Annotated in this window: 18 protein-coding genes; 13 read left to right on the top strand and 5 right to left on the bottom strand. The window is 62.7% G+C overall.

The genetic code is table 11. The annotated features are described in order from the left end of the window. The first annotated feature begins 17 nt into the window (after positions 1-17). The 4 genes from glgC to glgX are packed head-to-tail and all read left to right on the top strand — an operon-like array spanning position 18 to position 6,119. The gene (gene glgC, locus AC2A04_RS02845) at positions 18-1,277 is read left to right on the top strand and encodes a glucose-1-phosphate adenylyltransferase (protein ID WP_484210801.1); all 1,260 of its coding nucleotides are present in this window, start codon (positions 18-20) and stop codon (positions 1,275-1,277) included. Beyond that, entirely contained in the window at positions 1,274-2,731 is a 1,458-nt protein-coding gene (gene glgA, locus AC2A04_RS02850; protein WP_484210802.1) for a glycogen synthase GlgA, read from the top strand. The genes glgC and glgA overlap by 4 nt, the downstream gene beginning before the upstream one ends. After that, the gene (locus tag AC2A04_RS02855) at positions 2,728-4,356 is read left to right on the top strand and encodes an alpha-D-glucose phosphate-specific phosphoglucomutase (RefSeq protein WP_484210803.1); all 1,629 of its coding nucleotides are present in this window, start codon (positions 2,728-2,730) and stop codon (positions 4,354-4,356) included. Before glgA ends, AC2A04_RS02855 begins: the two co-directional genes overlap by 4 nt. Further along, a complete protein-coding gene (gene glgX / locus AC2A04_RS02860; protein WP_484210804.1) occupies positions 4,353-6,119 on the top strand; it encodes a glycogen debranching protein GlgX in 1,767 nt (588 codons plus the stop codon). Before AC2A04_RS02855 ends, glgX begins: the two co-directional genes overlap by 4 nt. A 4-nt stretch (positions 6,120-6,123) precedes the next feature. Here the strand turns inward: glgX and AC2A04_RS02865 are convergent, their stop codons facing one another. The 3 genes from AC2A04_RS02865 to AC2A04_RS02875 form a co-directional block, all read right to left on the bottom strand. Further along, positions 6,124-6,777, bottom strand: a complete 654-nt coding sequence (locus AC2A04_RS02865) for an RBBP9/YdeN family alpha/beta hydrolase (RefSeq protein ID WP_484210805.1) — start codon at positions 6,775-6,777, stop codon at positions 6,124-6,126. 133 nt (positions 6,778-6,910) lie between these two features. Beyond that, positions 6,911-7,567 (bottom strand): TetR/AcrR family transcriptional regulator, encoded by a 657-nt coding sequence (locus AC2A04_RS02870; RefSeq protein WP_484210806.1) that lies wholly within the window; start codon positions 7,565-7,567, stop codon positions 6,911-6,913. After that, positions 7,564-8,475 (bottom strand): helix-turn-helix domain-containing protein, encoded by a 912-nt coding sequence (locus tag AC2A04_RS02875; protein WP_484210807.1) that lies wholly within the window; start codon positions 8,473-8,475, stop codon positions 7,564-7,566. The genes AC2A04_RS02870 and AC2A04_RS02875 overlap by 4 nt, the downstream gene beginning before the upstream one ends. Positions 8,476-8,586: 111 nt before the next feature. On the opposite strand from AC2A04_RS02875, the gene AC2A04_RS02880 reads away from it, so the two are divergent. From AC2A04_RS02880 to AC2A04_RS02890, 3 genes are all read left to right on the top strand, one after another. Beyond that, a complete protein-coding gene (locus AC2A04_RS02880; RefSeq protein ID WP_484210808.1) occupies positions 8,587-9,780 on the top strand; it encodes a cytochrome P450 in 1,194 nt (397 codons plus the stop codon). Positions 9,781-9,909: 129 nt separating this feature from the next. Then, positions 9,910-10,545 carry a murein L,D-transpeptidase catalytic domain family protein gene (locus AC2A04_RS02885; protein WP_484210809.1) on the top strand — a complete coding sequence of 212 codons (636 nt, stop codon included), beginning with the start codon at positions 9,910-9,912 and terminating at the stop codon, positions 10,543-10,545. A gap of 206 nt (positions 10,546-10,751) precedes the next feature. Beyond that, positions 10,752-11,000, top strand: a complete 249-nt coding sequence (locus tag AC2A04_RS02890) for a hypothetical protein (RefSeq protein WP_484210810.1) — start codon at positions 10,752-10,754, stop codon at positions 10,998-11,000. Positions 11,001-11,031: 31 nt separating this feature from the next. Here AC2A04_RS02890 and AC2A04_RS02895 read toward each other — a convergent pair whose 3' ends face one another. Next, the gene (locus AC2A04_RS02895) at positions 11,032-11,961 is read right to left on the bottom strand and encodes a LysR family transcriptional regulator (protein WP_484210811.1); all 930 of its coding nucleotides are present in this window, start codon (positions 11,959-11,961) and stop codon (positions 11,032-11,034) included. A gap of 118 nt (positions 11,962-12,079) precedes the next feature. On the opposite strand from AC2A04_RS02895, the gene AC2A04_RS02900 reads away from it, so the two are divergent. Genes AC2A04_RS02900 through AC2A04_RS02915 form a run of 4 tightly spaced genes read left to right on the top strand, consistent with a single transcriptional unit; the run spans position 12,080 to position 16,253 of the window. Then, positions 12,080-12,805, top strand: coding sequence for a pirin family protein (locus tag AC2A04_RS02900; RefSeq protein ID WP_484210812.1), 726 nt, complete (start codon positions 12,080-12,082; stop codon positions 12,803-12,805). A 31-nt stretch (positions 12,806-12,836) separates the two neighbouring features. After that, complete coding sequence (locus AC2A04_RS02905) at positions 12,837-13,415, top strand: nitroreductase family protein (protein ID WP_484210813.1); 579 nt, start codon at positions 12,837-12,839, stop codon at positions 13,413-13,415. Between the two features lie 43 nt (positions 13,416-13,458). Continuing rightward, positions 13,459-15,078 carry an NAD(P)/FAD-dependent oxidoreductase gene (locus tag AC2A04_RS02910; RefSeq protein ID WP_484210814.1) on the top strand — a complete coding sequence of 540 codons (1,620 nt, stop codon included), beginning with the start codon at positions 13,459-13,461 and terminating at the stop codon, positions 15,076-15,078. Further along, positions 15,075-16,253 carry a BaiN/RdsA family NAD(P)/FAD-dependent oxidoreductase gene (locus AC2A04_RS02915; RefSeq protein WP_484210815.1) on the top strand — a complete coding sequence of 393 codons (1,179 nt, stop codon included), beginning with the start codon at positions 15,075-15,077 and terminating at the stop codon, positions 16,251-16,253. The genes AC2A04_RS02910 and AC2A04_RS02915 overlap by 4 nt, the downstream gene beginning before the upstream one ends. A gap of 3 nt (positions 16,254-16,256) precedes the next feature. On the opposite strand, the gene AC2A04_RS02920 is transcribed toward AC2A04_RS02915, so the two are convergent. Continuing rightward, a complete protein-coding gene (locus AC2A04_RS02920) occupies positions 16,257-16,457 on the bottom strand; it encodes a hypothetical protein (protein ID WP_484211674.1) in 201 nt (66 codons plus the stop codon). Positions 16,458-16,604: 147 nt separating this feature from the next. Between AC2A04_RS02920 and AC2A04_RS02925 the strand changes: the two genes are divergently transcribed. Together AC2A04_RS02925 and AC2A04_RS02930 are read left to right on the top strand one after the other, a co-directional pair. Then, complete coding sequence (locus tag AC2A04_RS02925; protein ID WP_484210816.1) at positions 16,605-18,296, top strand: sensor histidine kinase; 1,692 nt, start codon at positions 16,605-16,607, stop codon at positions 18,294-18,296. Further along, complete coding sequence (locus tag AC2A04_RS02930) at positions 18,293-18,976, top strand: response regulator transcription factor (protein WP_484210817.1); 684 nt, start codon at positions 18,293-18,295, stop codon at positions 18,974-18,976. The genes AC2A04_RS02925 and AC2A04_RS02930 overlap by 4 nt, the downstream gene beginning before the upstream one ends. Positions 18,977-19,028 lie beyond the last annotated feature (52 nt).

The raw sequence follows: 19,028 nt of genomic DNA on the forward strand, positions 1-19,028 counted from the left end.
AACGGGAGGATTTTGGGATGCGGGAATCATACTCTCAGCCGCTGGCGCGCGACGCGATGGCATACGTGCTGGCAGGCGGGCGCGGCAGCCGGTTGAAGGAACTTACCGACAATCGCGCCAAGCCGGCGGTGTACTTCGGCGGCAAGTCTCGCATCATCGACTTTGCCCTGTCGAACGCGATCAACTCGGGCATCCGCCGCATCGGCGTTGCCACGCAGTACAAGGCGCACTCGCTGATCCGCCACATGCAGCGCGCGTGGAACTTCATGCGCCCGGAACGCAACGAGAGCTTCGACATCCTGCCGGCATCGCAGCGCGTGTCGGAAGATCACTGGTACGAAGGCACCGCCGACGCGGTCTTCCAGAACATCGACATCATCGCCTCCTACGCGCCAAAGTACATGGTCATCCTTGCGGGCGACCACATCTACAAGATGGATTACGAGCTGATGCTCCGCCAGCATGTGGAGAGCGGCGCAGACGTGACCATCGGCTGCCTCGTGGTGCCACGGATGGAGGCAACCGGCTTCGGCGTTATGGCGGTGGATACCGCCGACACGATCACCGCCTTCGTTGAAAAGCCCGCCGATCCCCCGGGTATTCCCGGCAACGAGGACATGGCACTGGCCTCGATGGGTATCTACGTTTTCGACACCAAGTTCCTGTTCCAGATGCTGCAGGAAGATGCCGACGATCCGAATTCGAGCCGCGATTTCGGCAACGACATCATTCCCAAGATTGTCAGGAACGGAAAGGCGGTCGCCCACCGCTTCACCGCGTCGTGCATTCGCGCAGCCGAAGAGATCGAGGAATACTGGCGCGACGTCGGCACGCTCGATGCCTACTTCGAAGCCAACCTCGACCTGACCGACGTCGTGCCAAAGCTCAACATGTATGACCGCGACTGGCCGATCTGGACCGACCAGATCATCGCCGCACCGGCCAAGTTCGTGCACGACGAGGACGGTCGCCGCGGCATGGCGATCTCGTCGCTGATCAGCCAGGATTGCATCGTATCGGGCGCCGTGGCCAAGCGCAGCCTGCTGTTCACCGGTGTGAAGATGGGGTCGTTCTCGTCATGCGAGGAAGCTGTGATTCTGCCCTATTGCAACATCGGCCGTGGTGCGCGCCTCACCCGCGTCATACTCGATTCCGGCGTCCGCATTCCCGAAGGACTGGTTGTCGGCGAAGATCCGGAGCTTGACGCCCAGCGCTTTCGCCGGACAGACAGCGGCGTATGCCTTATCACGAAGCGGATGATCGACCGGCTGGCATGACGATCAAGGTCCTGTCCGTCGCCTCCGAAGCCGTGCCGCTGGTCAAGACCGGCGGCCTGGCCGACGTGGCCGGCGCGCTCCCCTCGGCCGTCGCCCCGCACGGCGTGGAAATGACGACGGTGCTGCCTGGCTATCCTGCCGTGCTCAAGGCTCTTTCCCGTCCGCGCGCAATCCATTCGTGGGATTCGCTGCTGGGCGAAAAGGCGCGGCTCGTTGCTGGCAAGATCGACGGGCATCCGCTGCTAGTGGTTGACGCACCCGCCTATTTCCAGCGCGATGGTGGCCCCTACGTCGACAGTTCCAGCCATGACTGGGCTGACAACTGGCGGCGCTTCGCAGCCTTTGGCCGCGCAGCCGCCGATATTGCCGGTGGTGCGGTAAAGGGTCGCCGGTTCGACCTCGTCCATGCACACGATTGGCAAGCGGCCATGGCGCTCGCCTATCTGCGCTTCGTCCCGCCCGAGGGTGGACGGCGCGTGCCCTCGGTGATGACCATCCACAACATGGCGTTCCAGGGATTCTACGGTGCCGACAAATTCGGCGCACTGGCGCTTCCGCCGGAGGCGTGGTCGCTCGATGGCGTCGAATATCACGGCGGTATCGGATTCCTGAAAGCGGGGCTGGAAGCCGCGAGCGCGATCACCACGGTCAGCCCGACTTATGCGCGCGAAATCCGCACCGCCGAGTTCGGCATGGGGCTTGAGGGCCTGATCGTCAGCCGCGGGGATCGGGTCAGCGGCATCGTCAACGGCATCGATACCGCGCAGTGGAACCCACAGACAGACCCCGCGCTCGCCAGCAGGTTCGGCCTCAAAACTCTGGCAAAGCGCGTCGCCAACAAGCGCGCACTTGAAGCGGAGTTCGGCCTTGAACCAGGCGACGGTCCGCTGTTCGTCGTGATCTCGCGTCTGACCTGGCAGAAGGGCATGGACGTCCTGCTTGAGGTGCTCGATCACATGGTCGGCATCGGTGGTCGGCTGGCCCTGCTTGGCTCGGGTGACAAGGCGATGGAAAACGGATTTCATGCCGCGGCCATGCGTCACCCCGGCAAGATTGCGGTGCGCACCGGCTATGATGAGGCGCTGTCGCACCGGATGCAGGCTGGCGGCGACGCGATCCTTGTGCCTAGCCGGTTCGAACCTTGCGGCCTCACCCAACTTTATGGCCTTGCCTATGGCTGCGTGCCCGTCGTCGCACGCACCGGCGGCCTGGCCGACACCGTGATCGACGCGAACCTGGCTGCGCTGATGGGCGACGTCGCTACCGGCGTGCAGTTCAACGGCGTTCACTATACCGCGCTCGCCGATGCCATCAGCCGCGCGGTCGCGCTCTACGGACAACCTGCTAGCTGGCGCTCGATCCAGCGCGCGGGAATGAAGACCGATTTCTCGTGGAGCCGCTCTGGCCTAGCCTATGCCGAACTTTACGCCAGACTGATTGCGGAGGAACAATGACCCGGACTGTCGCTACCACGCCCTACCCCGGCCAGAAGCCCGGCACATCGGGATTGCGCAAAAAGGTCAAGGTCTTCCAGCAACCCAATTATGCCGAGAACTTCGTACAGGCCGTCTTCGACGTAGTCGAACGGCAGCCCGGGTCCACGCTCGTCCTGGGTGGCGACGGTCGGTATCATAACCGTACGGTCATCCAGCAGACGATCCGCATTGCCGCGGCCAATGGCTACGCCCGCGTCCTCGTCGGTCAGGGCGGCATTCTCTCGACGCCCGCCGCGTCCAACGTGATCCGCAAGTATGGCGCGTCAGGCGGACTGATCCTTTCAGCAAGCCACAATCCGGGCGGGCCTGACGAGGATTTCGGGATCAAGTACAACATTGCCAATGGCGGCCCTGCCCCCGAAGGCGTGACCGATGCGATCTACGCGCGGACGCAGACGATCGATCGCTGGTTCACGGTCGAAGCGGTCGACATCGATCTCGATGTGGTGGGCACTACGTCTGTTGGCACCATGACGGTCGAAGTGATCGATTCTGTTGCAGATTATGCCGAACTGATGGAATCCCTGTTTGATTTCAACGCGATCCGCGCCAATGTTCAGGCAGGCTTCACGATGTCTTTCGACGCGATGAGCGCTGTCACGGGCCCATACGCGACCGAAATTCTCGAGGGTCGCCTCGGCTTTGCCAAGGGCACGGTCCGCAACGGCGTACCGCTTGAGGACTTCGGCGGGCACCACCCCGATCCCAACATGGTTCATGCCCATGAACTGTTCGAAACGATGTTCGGTGCAGCCGCTCCCGACTTCGGCGCGGCATCGGACGGCGACGGTGACCGCAATCTCATCGTCGGCCGCCACCGCTTCATCACCCCGTCCGACAGCCTCGCGATGTTGGCAGCCAATGCCCATCTCGCACCGGGCTACGCCGCAGGGCTGAAGGGTATCGCCCGATCGATGCCCACCAGCGCCGCCGCGGACCGCGTCGCGCAATCGCTCGGGCTCCCCTGCTTCGAGACGCCCACAGGTTGGAAGTTCTTCGGCAACCTGCTCGATGCCGGAATGGCCACGATCTGCGGCGAGGAAAGCGCAGGGACCGGCAGCGACCATGTCCGCGAAAAGGACGGCCTTTGGGCGGTCCTGCTATGGCTGAACATCCTCGCCGTGCGCCAGATCAGCGTCGACCAGTTGGCGCGCGAGCACTGGTCACAGTTCGGGCGCAACTACTACGCGCGCCACGACTACGAAGCCTTGCCCACTGACAAGGCCGATGCGCTGATGGCAGAACTTAACGGATCGCTCGCAGGTTTGCCGGGTAAGTCATTCGGATCACTCACGGTTTTGACGGCCGACAACTTCTCATATCTCGACCCCGTCGATGATTCGACCAGCGCCAATCAGGGCGTGCGCGTGCTGTTTGAAGGTGGTTCACGTGTCGTTTTCCGGCTTTCCGGCACCGGGACCGAAGGCGCCACTCTGCGCGTATATCTCGAGCGCTATGAACCAGCAGGCGGCGATCTCGACCGCGAGACACCGGACATGCTGGCCGACCTCATCGCTGCGGCAGACGCAATCGCGGGCATCGTTCGTCACACAGGCCGTACCGCCCCCGACGTGGTGACGTGACACCCGGCGTAACGATAGCGAACGGCAGCACGCGCTTCACTGTCCGGTCCCCCCGGGCGGAAGCGCTCACGCTGTGCTTGTTTGAGGGAGAGGTCGAGCAGCAAGTGCCCATGGCACGGTCAGGCGACTTCTGGACTGCCGCGATCCCGGGAGAAATGCGTGGTGCTCGCTATGGCTACCGGGCAAGCGGTGAGTGGAATCCGCCGGAAGGGCTGTGGTTCGATCCGGCGAAGCTGCTGGTCGATCCTTGCGCCATCGAACTTGACCGAACCTTCACATACGATCCTGAATTGTCCACCTATGGCATTGATACTTCTAAATTAGTGCCTCGCGCCTTTGTCGGCACCCCCCAGGATGCTCCGCGCCAAACGCCATTCTTCACGCCCGGCGGACTGATCTACGAGGTCAACGTCCGCGGCTTCACCATGCTTCATCCCGAAGTGCCCGAAGACCTGCGCGGTACGGTGGCCGCGCTCGCCCATCCCGCGGTTCTGTCGCATCTCAAGCGCCTGCATGTCAGCGCCATCGAACTCATGCCGATCGTCGCCTGGATTGACGAACGACATCTGCCTCCACTCGGGCTGACAAACGCCTGGGGCTACAACCCGGTCGCCCCGATGGCGCTCGATCCCCGGCTCTGCCCAGGTGGCGTGGCGGAGCTGCGCGATACTGTCGCCGCACTTCATGCCCAGGGTATCGGCGTCATTCTCGACATCGTGCTCAACCACACGGGCGAGAGCGACGTCCTTGGCCCGGTGCTGTGCCTGCGGTGCCTCGACGATGCGGCCTACGCGCGCAATCCCGATGGCAGCCTGATCAACGATACCGGATGCGGAAACACGCTCGACTTCGGCAATCCCGCCGTTCGTGCGCTGGCGCTTGATACGCTGCGCCATTTCGTGCGGCATTGCGGGATAGACGGATTTCGCTTCGACCTCGCCACGATCCTTGCCCGCAGCCCCGGCTTTGCGCCCGATGCGCCGATCTTTGCCGAGATTGGCGCCGATCCCTGGCTTGCCGACCGGGTAATGATTGCTGAGCCATGGGACATTGGCCCAGGCGGATACCAGCTAGGAAGTTTCCCGCCTAACTGGCTGGAATGGAACGACAGATTTCGCGACGACGTGCGGCGATTCTGGCGCGGCGATGCCGGCGTCGACGTGTTGGCGACGCGGATCGCGGGCTCGTCGGACCTTTTCGGCAAGCTCTGCCGTTCGGTCAATTTCCTTGCAGCGCACGATGGTTTCACGCTGGCTGACGGTCTTGCCTACGAACATCGCCAAAACTGGGCCAATGGCGAGGAAAACCGCGACGGACATTCCGAAAACTTCAGCTGGAACAACGGCATGGAAGGGGAAACGGAGGATCAGGAGGTGCTTTCTAGGCGTGCCGCATTCGCTCGCGCCATGCTGGGCACGCTGTTCGTATCGACGGGCACAATCCTGCTGACAGCGGGCGACGAGTTCGGGCGCAGCCAGCGCGGCAACAACAACGCCTATGCGCAGGACAATGCCATCACCTGGATCGACTGGGTAAATCGCGATCGTGCGCTTGAGGCTTACACTTTCGCACTATCCGCTTGGCGTTTCTCGAATTTGTCCCACTTCAAGGCATTTCCGGAAAACGGCACATGGTGCGAGTTGTCGGGGGGTAGCATGGGGGTTGAGGGGTGGCAGAGCGGGGACACCCCCGGCTTCGCCTGGTCCAATGGCCACTACGGCTTCGTGATCGACCGGACCGGCCCTCGGGCAGGTCCGGTCTGAACGCTCACGCCCCGATCCGGCGCAAGGCGCGATCAGGTTGGAATTCCCCAACCGAAGCCGGATGTAGTGTCTCGTCATGCATCAGGGGGCGCGGAAGCAGACGGTCGAGCAGGAGTTGGCCAAAGATCCAGGCACCCAGATCGGACTCCGCGTTGATATGTCCTGCCTCGCCCGCGTCCTCGAATTCGCTTCCCCAAGCCCGAGCCAGTTCCTGCGCCTGACCAAAGCCGATGTAGGGATCGTTCCTGCTGGCCACGACGATCGAGGGAAACGGCAGTTCGCCTTGCGGGAATGGCGCGAAGCGGGTGAGGCGGCGGTCGATGGGGCGCACCTCCACATCGGGAGGCGCCACCAGCAGGGCCCCGAGGACCTTGCCGTCGCGCGGTTGTTCGAACTCGGCCCACCAAGCCACCGCGAGGCAACCCAGACTGTGGGCGGCAAGCACGACGGGACGGTCAGCGCGCGCAATGGCGAGGTTGATCTTGTTGACCCACGTGTTGCGATGTGGATCGTCCCAGAGTCCGAGATCGACCCTGTGGCAATCGGGTATCGCCTCTTCCCACAGTGATTGCCAGTGGCCGGGGCCGCTGTTGCCCAGTCCGGGAACGGTGAGGATGAGTGGATCGCCGCTGCGATCGTGGCTGCTGCCTTGAGTCATCTGCGTGTCTCCTGAAACGGAAAAGCCGGTCGACTCGGTCTACGTCCCGACGCCGAATCCAGATAACTCAACTATAAGAGTAGACAATGGCGAAGCGACGGTCCGCCAGCTTTTTGCGCCGGATCACCACGCGTCAGCTCAAGGGGGGGAGCGGAGCGTTGACGACCTGAAAGGCGTGCTTGGCCGAACAACCAAGGCCAATCAGGACTGCGCGGGCGACCTCGGCGGGATAGTCGGCGGAAGTCTCATCACGCAGCTGGGTGAACAAGGCGGACAAGGTTCCGCCCAGCACGAGATCACGCCCGATGCGATCGTCGGTCAGCTGGAAAATGCCTGCTTCCACCCCCTCGGCGACGGTCTGCCTGGCCTGCGAGTAGGTTTCGGCACCGAATACGATCCCGCTTGCGGAGAGATTGACGATCGACCAGGCCCAGCGCGGGTCGCTGCGGCCCCTTTCAAGATAATAGCGGATGGCGGTGGCGAGGCGCTCTGCCCCCACAGGCAGGGTGTTGAGAACAGCGGTGACCCGCGCAAGGAAATGATGACCGACTTCGTAGGTCAGTGCCTCGCGCAGTTCCTCCATGCCGGAAAAATGATTGTAGAATGTCTGGCGCGTGATGCCGGCAGCCTCGCAGACTTCTTCGACGCGACAGTGCAGTCCGGTTTCGCGCCCGTAAATCTCGAAGGTTTCGGCGAGAATTCGCGCACGCGTGCGGGCACGCCGTTCGCGTCCGATTTCGGCGCGGCGTTCGCTGTCAATCTTGCGCTTGCGAGGCGTGGCAGACGTCATGATTCCCGACTATCCGGCAATTCCCGCTCCGTCCACGCCTGCCGTTCGCGAAATTCGCTCGCCGTGAAACCTGTGCGGGTTTTGAAAAAGCGGGCGAAATAGGCCGGATCGACGAAGCCCAACGAGTAGGCGACCTGCGCCACGCTGGCACCGGTAAAGGCCAGCTTGCGCTTGGCTTCGAGGACGATCCGGTCATGGACAAGGTCTGCAGGGCCCCGCCCGGTCAAGGCCTTGGTAGCGCGCGTGAGCGTCGACGGTGTGGTGGCCAAGGCGGCCGCGTAGGCCGCAACGCTCCAGCGGTCGCGGAAGTGCGCTTCGATCAGGTTGCGCAGGCGCGCGACGAGCCTTTCTCGCGGATCGTGGACCGTTTGCTGGTCGGCGTCGGCCGAGACGCAAAGCGCCGATGCAAGGATCAACCCGACTTGCGCCAGCAGCGCATCGCCGACCAGTTCCCCCTGCGTCAATTGCTCGTCGAGATCCTGCAAGAGCCAGGCGAGGCGCGAGACGAATGAAGATGAACCGGGCAGATCTACAGCCAGAGATTGCCCCTGCAACTTGCCCAAGCCGGAAAGCAGATGGGCCAGCCGGGGATCGCTGACGAGATCAGCGGCGAGAGACAGAACCCAGCCCTGCGCCCCATTGGCGAAGCGAAATGCATGGGCGCACGACGGCGGAACGAGGATCAGGGCGGGTGCGCGCAGCGTCCTGGACGCAGATCCTTCAGCGTGGCGGCATTCACCGCCTTCAAGCAGGAGCAACTGAATCATGTGCGGATGCACGTGCGGGTCGATTGTCCAATCATGCAGAATGGATCGATCGCGAATCCGCTCAAGATGGATGAACTCGGGAGGCAGCGAAACGCCGGCCTCACCGTAGAGGGCATAGTGCCTTAGCGACGCTCCGTTCATGAGGCGATCGTGCACGCCATGCGTGAAATGTGCAAGCATTCGCCTGTCTCTCGCATGGCCACCAGCCGCCACTTCAGCCGATGATCGGGCGACTGAGCGAGAGGAAACGAAATGGCAGAAAATGTCATCGAACGGACAGCGTTCCGCTTCGACCCTTATTCCCCGGAAACCGACGCCGATCCCTTTCCGGCATACAGGACCTTGCGGGACCAATACCCCTGCTTCTGGTCGGAAGAGGCCGGCAAGTGGGTGCTTTCGCGCTACGATGACGTGCTTGCCGCCTTGCAGGACTGGCGCACCTATTCGTCCGCCAAAGGTAATCTGGTAGACGAATTTCCCGGCCGTGCAGGCTCAACGCTCGGGTCGAGCGATCCGCCGCGCCATGACAGACTGCGGGCGCTGATCCAGTCAGCCGTGACGAAGCGGGCGCTGGAGCACATCATCGAGCCGGCCCGGGCCTCGGCACGACGCCATCTCGCCGCTCTGGCCGACAAGCCGGTTTTCGACCTCGTCGGAGACTATACCTCGCGCCTGACGGTCGACCTGTTATTCTACCTGTTCGCCCTTCCAGAAGAAGGTGCGGACGAGGTGCGCGCGAATGCCGTACTGATGGTGCAGACCGATCCCGTCACGCGCCAGAAAGCGACAGAGCATCTCGCGGCCTTCCACTGGATGGCAGACTATGCCGAAAGGCTCGTCGCCGATCGCAAGCGCGCTCCAGGCGAGGACCTCCTTTCCAACTTCATCACGGCCGAAATCGACGGCGAGAAGCTGCTCGACAAGGAAGTGCAACTCACTGTCACGACGCTGATCATGGCCGGAATCGAGAGCCTGTCAGGCTTCATGGCAATGTTCGGCCTCAACCTTGCCGATCACCCTGGGGCACGACGGGCGCTTGTGGCCGATCCCTCGCTCATCCCCGATGCGATCGAGGAATCGCTGCGGTTCAATACGTCGGCCCAGCGATTCAAGCGGACGCTCACGCGTGACGTCGAACTTCATGGGCAAGTTATGAAGGCCGGAGACGCCGTTATCCTGGCTTATGGAGCGGCCAATCGCGACGAGCGCATGTTCGCCAATCCCGATGTCTACGACATCACGCGAAAGGCCAAGCGTCACCTTGGATTTGGCGGCGGCGTCCACGCGTGTCTGGGATCGGCGATCGGCAGGGTGGCGACCCAGATTGCCTATGAGGAACTGCTGAGGGTCGTTCCGGAGTTTGCCCGCATCGACGATCGGCTCGAATGGGTATCGTCGTCAAACTTCCGCAGCCCGAAAGCGTTGAGACTCAAAAAGGACACCTGATCCGGCACGGAGGCTCGGGATGCGGCGGGTCATGCACGACTCGTCGCAATGACGAAACGCCAGCACTTGCGTAAGCAGTGCCTTGCATACAATTTCCCGGCCAATGAACAAAAACCGGGGTCTCGCATAATGGTTCCTGATCGGCGCCGATTTCTGGGCGCCCTTGCCGCAACTGTGGGTAGCATGGCCGTATCCGGCCAGCCTGCGCTGGCGGTGACACCTCCAAAGCCGATCGAACCGACGCCGTTCGCCAAGCCGACGCCGCCGCTGATGGTGCAGCGCGCCTTGGCTGCGCTCGATGCGCATGGCCGCAATATCCGCAACCGCGACCTCGTCGGCCTCGTCGATTTTGCGCAGGCTTCGCGCGAGGCGCGTTTCCACCTGATCGACATTGAAGGCGGCAAGGTCATTTCCTCGCATCTCGTTGCCCACGGCAGCGGCTCCGACCCGGCCAACAGCGGTTGGGTACAGCGCTTTTCCAACGAAATGGGGTCCAACGCCTCAAGCCCGGGCGCCTTCCTTACCGGCGCCGCCTACTACGGGAAGCACGGGCGCTCGCGTCGCCTGATCGGCCTTGAAGACGCGAACAGCGCCGCGCTGGAACGCGGCATCGTCATTCATGCCGCGTCCTATGTCGATCCCGACATGGCGCGCACGCAAGGCCGCATCGGCCGCAGCCAGGGCTGCTTTGCGTTTTCGAGCGGCGACATCGGCAGCGTGCTTGACCGACTGGGCGAAGGCCGCCTCCTCTTCGCAACGAAGTAGACCGCTCACTCCCCGTTCGCGCCGGCCGAAGGAGGCACCAGCTCGTCCGGAATTAAGTCATTATGGATATAACTCTTATGGTTAAGTTCGACTTAATTACAAATCTTACGATTCGTTAAACTGCGGACACGCAAAAACCCCTGTGCGGGGCGCGAAAGCTTCTGGTGCTTTCTCCCGCGGCGATAACTGCACTTCGGGGGGCATTCATGATTGCAAGGAAGTATCTGGCCGCGGCGGCAGCCGTGGCGATGGTCAGCTTCGGCTCGCAGGGAGCATTGGCTGGCACACGCGCCGACGACAACAAGGTGATCTATCCCGCTCCGGCCGCGGCCCCTGCTGCATCGAGCCAAGCACAAGGGCCGAAAGGCGGATTTCCTTCGACACCCGGTCTTTCGATCGCGCAGATCAAGGCCAATGACAACGCCGCGTTCAAGCGCAAGAGCCGCGGCACCTGACAATAGCCCGATAACCCAAGCTTGCGCCTCGTCAGCCCGTCTGGCGGGGCGCTTGCGCATCCGGACAATCTGCGAGTCTTGCCTTCAAGGCATCAAGCAGCCACGCACGGGCTGGTCCGATCGGGCAATCGCGCCGCCAAAGTGCATGGAACCGGTAGCTGACACCAGGAGCCTCGGGGACGGCGAGCCGGACAAGGCGGCCCGACGCCAGATCGCCGCTTACGACATGGAGCGGCATATTGCCCCAGCCGATGCCCTCGCGCATGAGCGCATGGCGCGCACCGAGATCACCCAGACGCCATGTATTGGCCGAATAGACCGAAAAGTCCTTGCCTTCGGTAAGCCGCGAACGATCGGTCAGCACAAGCTGGCGGTGCTTGCGGACTTCGCCGGGAGGGATCACGGCCATGCGCGCAAGCGGATGGCCCGGTGCCGCAACGGGGACCATTTCGACTTCGCCTATGGCTATGCGTTGGAGCTCGGTCTGCGGTAGAAGTTCGGGACCTCCAATGCCGAGATCGGCCTCACGATCGATGACGAGTGCGGCAATCGCGCCCAGTGCCTCGACGTGCAGTCGCAGCCGCACCGTGGGGAACTGCTGCTGGAATTCGCGCAGGACGGCGGCGATCAGGCTGGTGGGAAACATGACGTCCACCGCAAGGCCGAGTTCGGCCTCGAGCCCCTGGTTGAAGCCGAGAACTCCCGCCATGAGCGCGTCAACATCGTCGGCAACTGCACGCGCCTGCGCCAGGACCGCCTTTCCTGCCTCGGTAAGAACTGGCTTCCTCGATCCCTCCCGATCGAACAATGACACACCCAGCTGCGCCTCCAGCATGGTAATTCCGTAGCTTACCACAGAGATCGCGCGCGAGAGCTTGCGCGCAGCCCCGTTGAAGCTGCCCTCATCGACAACCGCGAGGAACAGGCGAAGCTGGTCGAGAGTTGGCTGGCCGATGTTCATGCGATTAGCTTTCAACTCTCTAGAACATTCTGAACCAATTTATCGGGATATTCCGATAGCAAAGCAAACCCTATCTACGCTCCAACAGGGCGACATTGTCCCGAACCGGAGAAATCCCATGACCCAGACCACCGCCACCACGGCCCATATCGAGTTGCGCCCCTTCGCGACGCTCGGCGCTGCTAACCACGGCTGGCTCGATGCCCATCACCATTTCTCGTTCGCAGAATACCACGATCCCGAGCGGGTCAACTGGGGCGCGCTGCGCGTGTGGAACGATGACAGGATCGCTGCGCGTACCGGCTTCCCGCCACATCCGCACCGCGACATGGAAATCATCACCTACGTGACCAAGGGCGCGATCACGCACAAGGACAGTCTGGGCAACCAGGGCCGCACCGAGGCGGGCGACGTTCAGGTCATGTCGGCCGGGACCGGGATCCAGCACTCGGAATACAACGTGGAGGACGAGGAAACCCGCCTGTTCCAGATCTGGATCATTCCCGATCGCCGTGGCCACGCGCCAAGCTGGGGTGCGCGCCCCTTCCCCAAGGACAGCCGCGAGGGGCGTTTCGTGCCTTTGGCTTCCGGGATCACGGGGGATCAGGACGTGTTGACGATCAATGCCAATGCCAGGGTTCTGGGCGCGACGGTCAAGGCCGGCGAGACCATCCGCTATGTGCTGACGCCCGAGCGCCACGCCTATCTGGTTCCTGCGACCGGCCGCATCCGCATTGCCGACATCGAAGCTAACGCTCGCGATGGCGTGGCAATCACGGGCGCGAACGAAATCGTCGTTACCGCCATCGAAGATGCCGAACTCGTCCTCGTCGATGCCGCCTGACCCAACATCATTTCACAACTGGAGTATCCCGATGACCCGTACCGCTTCCCCCCAGATCGTGCCGCTGATCGTCGAGCGGTGGAGCCCGCGCGCTTTTGACGGCTCGGCCGTGCCGCAGGCCGATCTCGACGTGATCTTCGAGGCCGCAGGACTCGCCGCGAGCGCCTACAACTACCAGCCCTGGCGTTTTGCCTACGCGCACAAGGGCGATGCGAACTTCGATGTGTTCCTGTCGGCTCTGGTGCCGTTCAACCAGTCATGGGCCAAGGATGCAGGCGTGCTGGTCTTCGCGGTGTCCGACGAATTCATGCGCTCGGACAAGGGCAACAACCCGAACCACAGCCACAGCTTCGACACCGGAGCCGCCTGGGCCAGCGCCGCACTTCAGGCATTCGCGATGGGCTATCATACCCATGGCATGACCGGTGTGGACTTCGAAAAGGCCGCGCAAGTTCTGAACCTGCCCGAAGGTTTCCGCGTGGAAATGGCGTTCGTCATCGGCAAGCAGGGCGATGCTGCTCAGCTTCCCGAGGGTCTGCGCGAACGCGAAGTGGTGAGCGACCGCAAGCCGGTGAGCGAGATCGCGTTTTCCGGTCCATTCACGGCCTAACGCACGAGTGGCGCCGCCCGCGCGTTTTCGCTAGGGCGGCGCCATGCTTCGCATCAATGAACTGAAACTGCCGCTGGATCACGCCGCCGAAGACCTTCCGGTGGCGATCTGCGCGCGCCTTGGCATCGAGGCGAGTGACCTCGAGCGCTTCCAGATTTTCCGTCGCGGCAACGACGCTCGCAAGAAGCACGCAATCCTGCTGACCTATGTGGTCGATTGCGTGATCCGCAACGAGGCCGAGGTTTTGGCGCGCTTCGAAGCCGACCAGAATGTCAGGCCGACGCCGGATACGTCCTACAAGTTTCCCGTGATGGCGCCTGCCGGATGGGAGGGCGAACGGCCGGTGGTCATCGGCGCGGGACCATGCGGACTACTGGCCGCCCTGATCCTCGCCCAGATGGGCCTGAAGCCGATCATCATCGAACGCGGCAAGGCTGTGCGCGAGCGCACCAAGGACACCTGGGGCCTGTGGCGCAGGTCGGTGCTGACGCCTGAATCGAACGTCCAGTTCGGCGAAGGCGGCGCAGGCACCTTCTCGGACGGCAAGCTCTACAGCCGCATCAAGGACCCGCGCCATCTTGGACGCAAGGTACTGGTCGAGTTCGTCAAAGCCGGGGCACCCGACGATATCCTGACCGAAGCCCATCCCCACATCGGCACCTTCCGTCTGGTGACGATGGTGATGTCGATGCGCGAGACCATCGAGAAGCTGGGCGGCGAGTACCGATTCCAGACGCGCGTCGAGAACTTCGAGATCGAGACCGGCACTGATGGCATGCGCCGAATGGTGGGTCTGCACCTGTCGGACGGTTCGTTTCTGCCCGCACGCCATGTCATCATGGCCGTGGGTCATTCTGCGCGCGACACGTTCCAGGTCCTTTATGATCGGGGCGTGCACATCGAGGCCAAGCCTTTTGCCATCGGCGTGCGGATCGAGCATTCGCAAAGCTGGATCGATACCGCACGCTATGGTCCGAGTGCAGGGAACAAGATCCTTGGCCCTGCGGCCTATTCCATTTCGCACAAGTGCAGCAACGGACGTACTGTCTATTCCTTTTGCATGTGCCCGGGCGGACGCGTGGTCGCCGCCACGAGCGAAGAGGGCCGCGTCGTGACGAACGGCATGAGCCAGTACTCGCGCGCCGAGTTCAATGCGAACTCGGGACTGGTGGTCGATATCGACCCGAGCCGCGACTATCCCGGCGGACCGATGGCGGGCATGGCTTTCCAGCGCCACTGGGAAAGCCTCGCGTTTGAGGCCGGCGGGCGCAACTACATGGCGCCCGGGCAGAAGCTCGGAGATTTTCTGGCCGATCGGCCTTCGACCGAGTTCGGCAGCGTGATCCCGAGCTACAAGCCCGGCGTGCACCTGACCGAACTCAAGACATGCCTGCCGGACTACGTGATTGAATCCATCCGCGAAGCACTGCCGGTTTTCGGCCGCATGGTCCCCGGCTACGATCATCCCGACGTGGTAATGACCGGCGTCGAGACGCGGACCTCCTCCCCGGTCAAGATCACACGCGGCGCCGATTGCCAGAGTCTCAACACGCAAGGCCTGTACCCGGCAGGTGAAGGCGCGGGCTATGCTGGCGGCATTCTTTCGGCAGCCGTCGACGGGATCAAGGTGGCTGAGGCGCTGGCTGCGCAAATCCTCAAGTGAACAAGCAGGCTTTCGATGTAATCGTGCTCGGCGCGGGCGCGGCAGGGATGATGGCCGCGCTTACCGCCGGACAGCGCGGGCGGCGCGTGTTGCTTGTCGATCATGCCGATGCACCCGGCAAAAAGATCCTGATCTCGGGCGGGGGGCGCTGCAACTTTACCAACATCCACACGGCGGCCGACCGCTACATTTCGGAAAATCCGCATTTCGCGCGCTCTGCGCTTGCCCGATACACGCCTGCCGATTTCATCGATCTGGTCGGGCGACACGGCATCGCCTGGCACGAGAAAACCCTCGGCCAGTTGTTCTGCGATGGTTCGGCCAAGGCCATCGTCGAGATGCTGGTCCAGGAATGCCGAGACGGCGGCGTCATGTTCGCTTTCGGTCAGGGGGTCTCGGCACTGGATCATTCCGACGGGCTGTTTCGGATCACATTGGACGGACTCATTCGTGAAGCACCCTCGCTGATTCTTGCCACCGGCGGGCTCTCGATCCCCAAGATGGGCGCGACAGGTTTCGCGCTCGACATCGCGCGCCGGTTCGGACTGCCTGTGGTGCAGACGCGCCCCGCGCTGGTGCCGTTCACGCTCGGCGAAGACGAGGCGCTGTTCCGCTCGCTTTCCGGCGTTTCGCTGGACGTAGTCGCAAGCGCCGGAAAGACGGCGTTCCGCGAAGCAGCGCTGTTCACCCATCGCGGGATGTCGGGCCCCGCCATGCTGCAGGTCTCGTCCTACTGGCAGCATCGCACGCCGATCCATGTGGATTTCCTGCCCGATGCGGATGGCGAATGGCTGCTGGAGGAGAAGCGCTCCCGCCCTCGCGCAACCTTGCGATCGACCCTTGCGCGCCGCTTGCCCGAGCGCCTTGCCGAAACGCTCGCCGACCGGCTCGGCATGGAGGGGGAACTTGGCAATTGCCGGGATGCGGCCTTGCGCACCGTTCAGGACCGGCTGGCGCGCTGGGCGTTTACGCCGAACGGCACCGAGGGCTATGCCAAGGCCGAGGTTACTGCTGGTGGAATTTCCACACGTGCCCTTTCACAGAAGACGATGGAAGCGATCAAGGTCCCGGGTCTCTATGCGATTGGCGAGGCTGTCGACGTGACGGGGTGGCTTGGCGGCTACAACTTCCAGTGGGCCTGGGCGAGTGGCCGGGCAGCAGGCGAAGCTGCCTGATCGTCAGTCGATAAGATCGAGGTAGGCCACAACGTCGTTGTCAGTCGCGATGAACAGACCCGCCTGGACTTCTTCAGGCTGTGCGGCCGCCATGGCCAGCGCCTGTGCCAAAGGGGCGTAGCACAAGGTTTCGGCTGAACCGCCATCCGGTCCATCGCCCAGATAATAGAGACGGACCGTGGCATCGTGATAGGTCGTACGCATGACCAGGCCATGCCAGCCCGCAAGAGGGCTGTCATCCGCAGAGTTGCTGGCCTGTGCCTTGCCCATCTGGCACGTGGCAATTCATCCAAAATTAATCCGCCGGTTCGTTGATCGCTGGGCAACGGCACGACAATGTAACGTAGAAGAATGCCTGCCTCGACGTCGCAAGGGATCGGCGGTCATGGTCGGGCGGGGGATTATCGCATCAATGCCGGAAACTACGCGCAGCACAGCGTCATGCGGCGGCAGGACCGAACGGGTGAGCGCGAGGGCAACCTTGTCTCGGGGTTTGCACGCGTGAACGCATTGCGGCTCAAGCTGTGGATGGCGCTCGTCTTCGTCCTGTTCATGGTGGCGGTGCCCGGCGTGATCGCCAGTCACGCCATCAAGATCGTGCGTGCGCAATACGCGCGCGCGGAAGCCTCGTCGCAAAGCCTGAGCGCCTACCAGCGTCTGGCCGTGCTGGGCTATACCCTCCAGCAGGAGCGGTCTGCCGATCCGAAGGCGTTCGAACGTGACTTCCAGCTCTATATCGACGGCGTGCGTTCGCACGTGACCAATACCGAGCGCTATATCAATGCCGAAATCCGCCTGATCAGCGAAGCCTCGCTGCAGCGTACCAAGCGGGCCGAACGGATCGAACAGGAACTGCGGCAGCGGGAAAACCTGCAGAAGATCGGTGCCAGCCTTGAAAAAACGCTTGGTGGACAACCCGATACGGTCTGGGAAGATCTCACGTTCGAGGCGATCAAGAACGAGGAACGCGAATCCCGCGAATTTCAGCGGGATTCGATCGAGACATTCGCCAGCGTCACCGACACGCTGACCTTCACTCTGACGATCATGAGCATCTGCGGATTGCTGGCGATCGTGTGGGGACAGCGCCAGATCATCCGCCCACTGGGAAATTTGTGGCAGGGCACCCAAGCCATGGCCGACGGGCGCTATGAGGAACGCGTGCCCGAGATCGGCACCACTGAATTTCGCACGATTGCCGGCAGCTTCAATACGATGGCAGCGCGCGTCGAAGATGCGGCGCGCACGATGCAGCAGACCAACGAGGAACTCGAACGCGCGGTATCCCGCCGCACCATGGAGCTTGCCGCCACCAACCGCTCGCTCGAACGCGCAAACCGCCTGCGCCAGCAGTTCCTTGCCGATGCCAGCCACGAATTGCGCACGCCGCTTTCGATCATGCGCAGCGAGGCCGAGATCACGCTTCGCAAGAGCGACGCTGAGATCATCGATCTGCGTTCAGGCCTCGATCGTGTGGTGAGGCTGGCCGCTCTGATGGGAGAGATGATCGAGGACATGCTTCGCGTGGCGCGCGCCGAAGAGCCCATGCTGCACGTGAGCATCGAACCTGTGGACGTTGTCGAAGCGGTGCGCGGATGCATCGACGATTTCCATCGCGTGATCGAGGCAGACGACGGAAGCATCAAACTTGTCGAGGCACCGTCACGGCTGATGATCGAGGGTGACAGGACCCGTCTGGATCAGGTCATCCGCATCGTGGTCGACAATGCCGTCTGCTATTCCGATCACGCCCCCCAAGTCGAGATCGCAATCCGGGAAGACGAAGGGCAGGCGCTCATCGCAATTTCCGACAAGGGAGACGGCATCTCTCCCGATGAAATACCCCACCTTTTCCAACGGTTCCGGCGTGGCAGCCGTAAAGTTGGCAACGGACAAGGCTTGGGCCTTTCGATCGCGCGCTCGATTACCGAAGCGCTGGGAGGAACCATCAGCCTCGAAAGCCGCTTGCAGGAGGGAACAACGGTGTCGATCAGCCTTCCGCTGATGCCGGTCGCTGTGACGCATGACGAGAACTGCGCATGAAGATACTGATCATTGAAGACGAAGTGGAACTCGCAGGCGCACTTCATCGCGGCCTTACCCAGGAGGGTTTCAAGGTCACGATGGCCACAGACGGCGCAACCGGCCTGGAGCTTGCGACAACCGTTGGGTTTGACTTCATCCTGCTCGACGTGACGCTGCCGGACATGAGCGGTTTCGACGTCTGCGCGCGCTTGCGTGAAGTGGGCCTGCCCACGCCGATCATCATGGTCACCGCGCGTGACGACGTCGCGGACCGTATTCGCGGTCTCAAGGGCGGCGCGGATGACTATCTGCCCAAGCCGTTCGCTTTCGAGGAACTGCTTGCCCGCATGGATGCGGTCAAGCGCCGGATCGAGCGACCTGCCGGCAGTTCGATCCAGTCCGACGGCAGCGTCTCGGTGGGTGATCTGCATTTCGATCCCCGCACGATGGCCCTTACCCGGGGCGGCACCCCGGTGCAGCTTACAGTCAAGGAAATGGGCGTGCTGCGCCTGCTGATGGAATCGCCCGGCAAGGTCATCTCGCGTGCGGAAATCCTGCGCGCGGTCTGGGGCATCGAGGACGATCCCTTGACCAATATCGTCGAGGTCTACCTCAGCCGCCTGCGCCGCAAACTCCACGCACTCGGGCCGCCTGTCGTGGAGAATGTGCGCGGGTTCGGATACCGGCTTACCGCCTGAGACAACGCCTGAGACAACGCCTGAGACAGGGAGGCGCGCGATGGCAACGCGC

It is taken from the genome of Novosphingobium sp. HNCC26DJ243 (assembly GCF_057180545.1).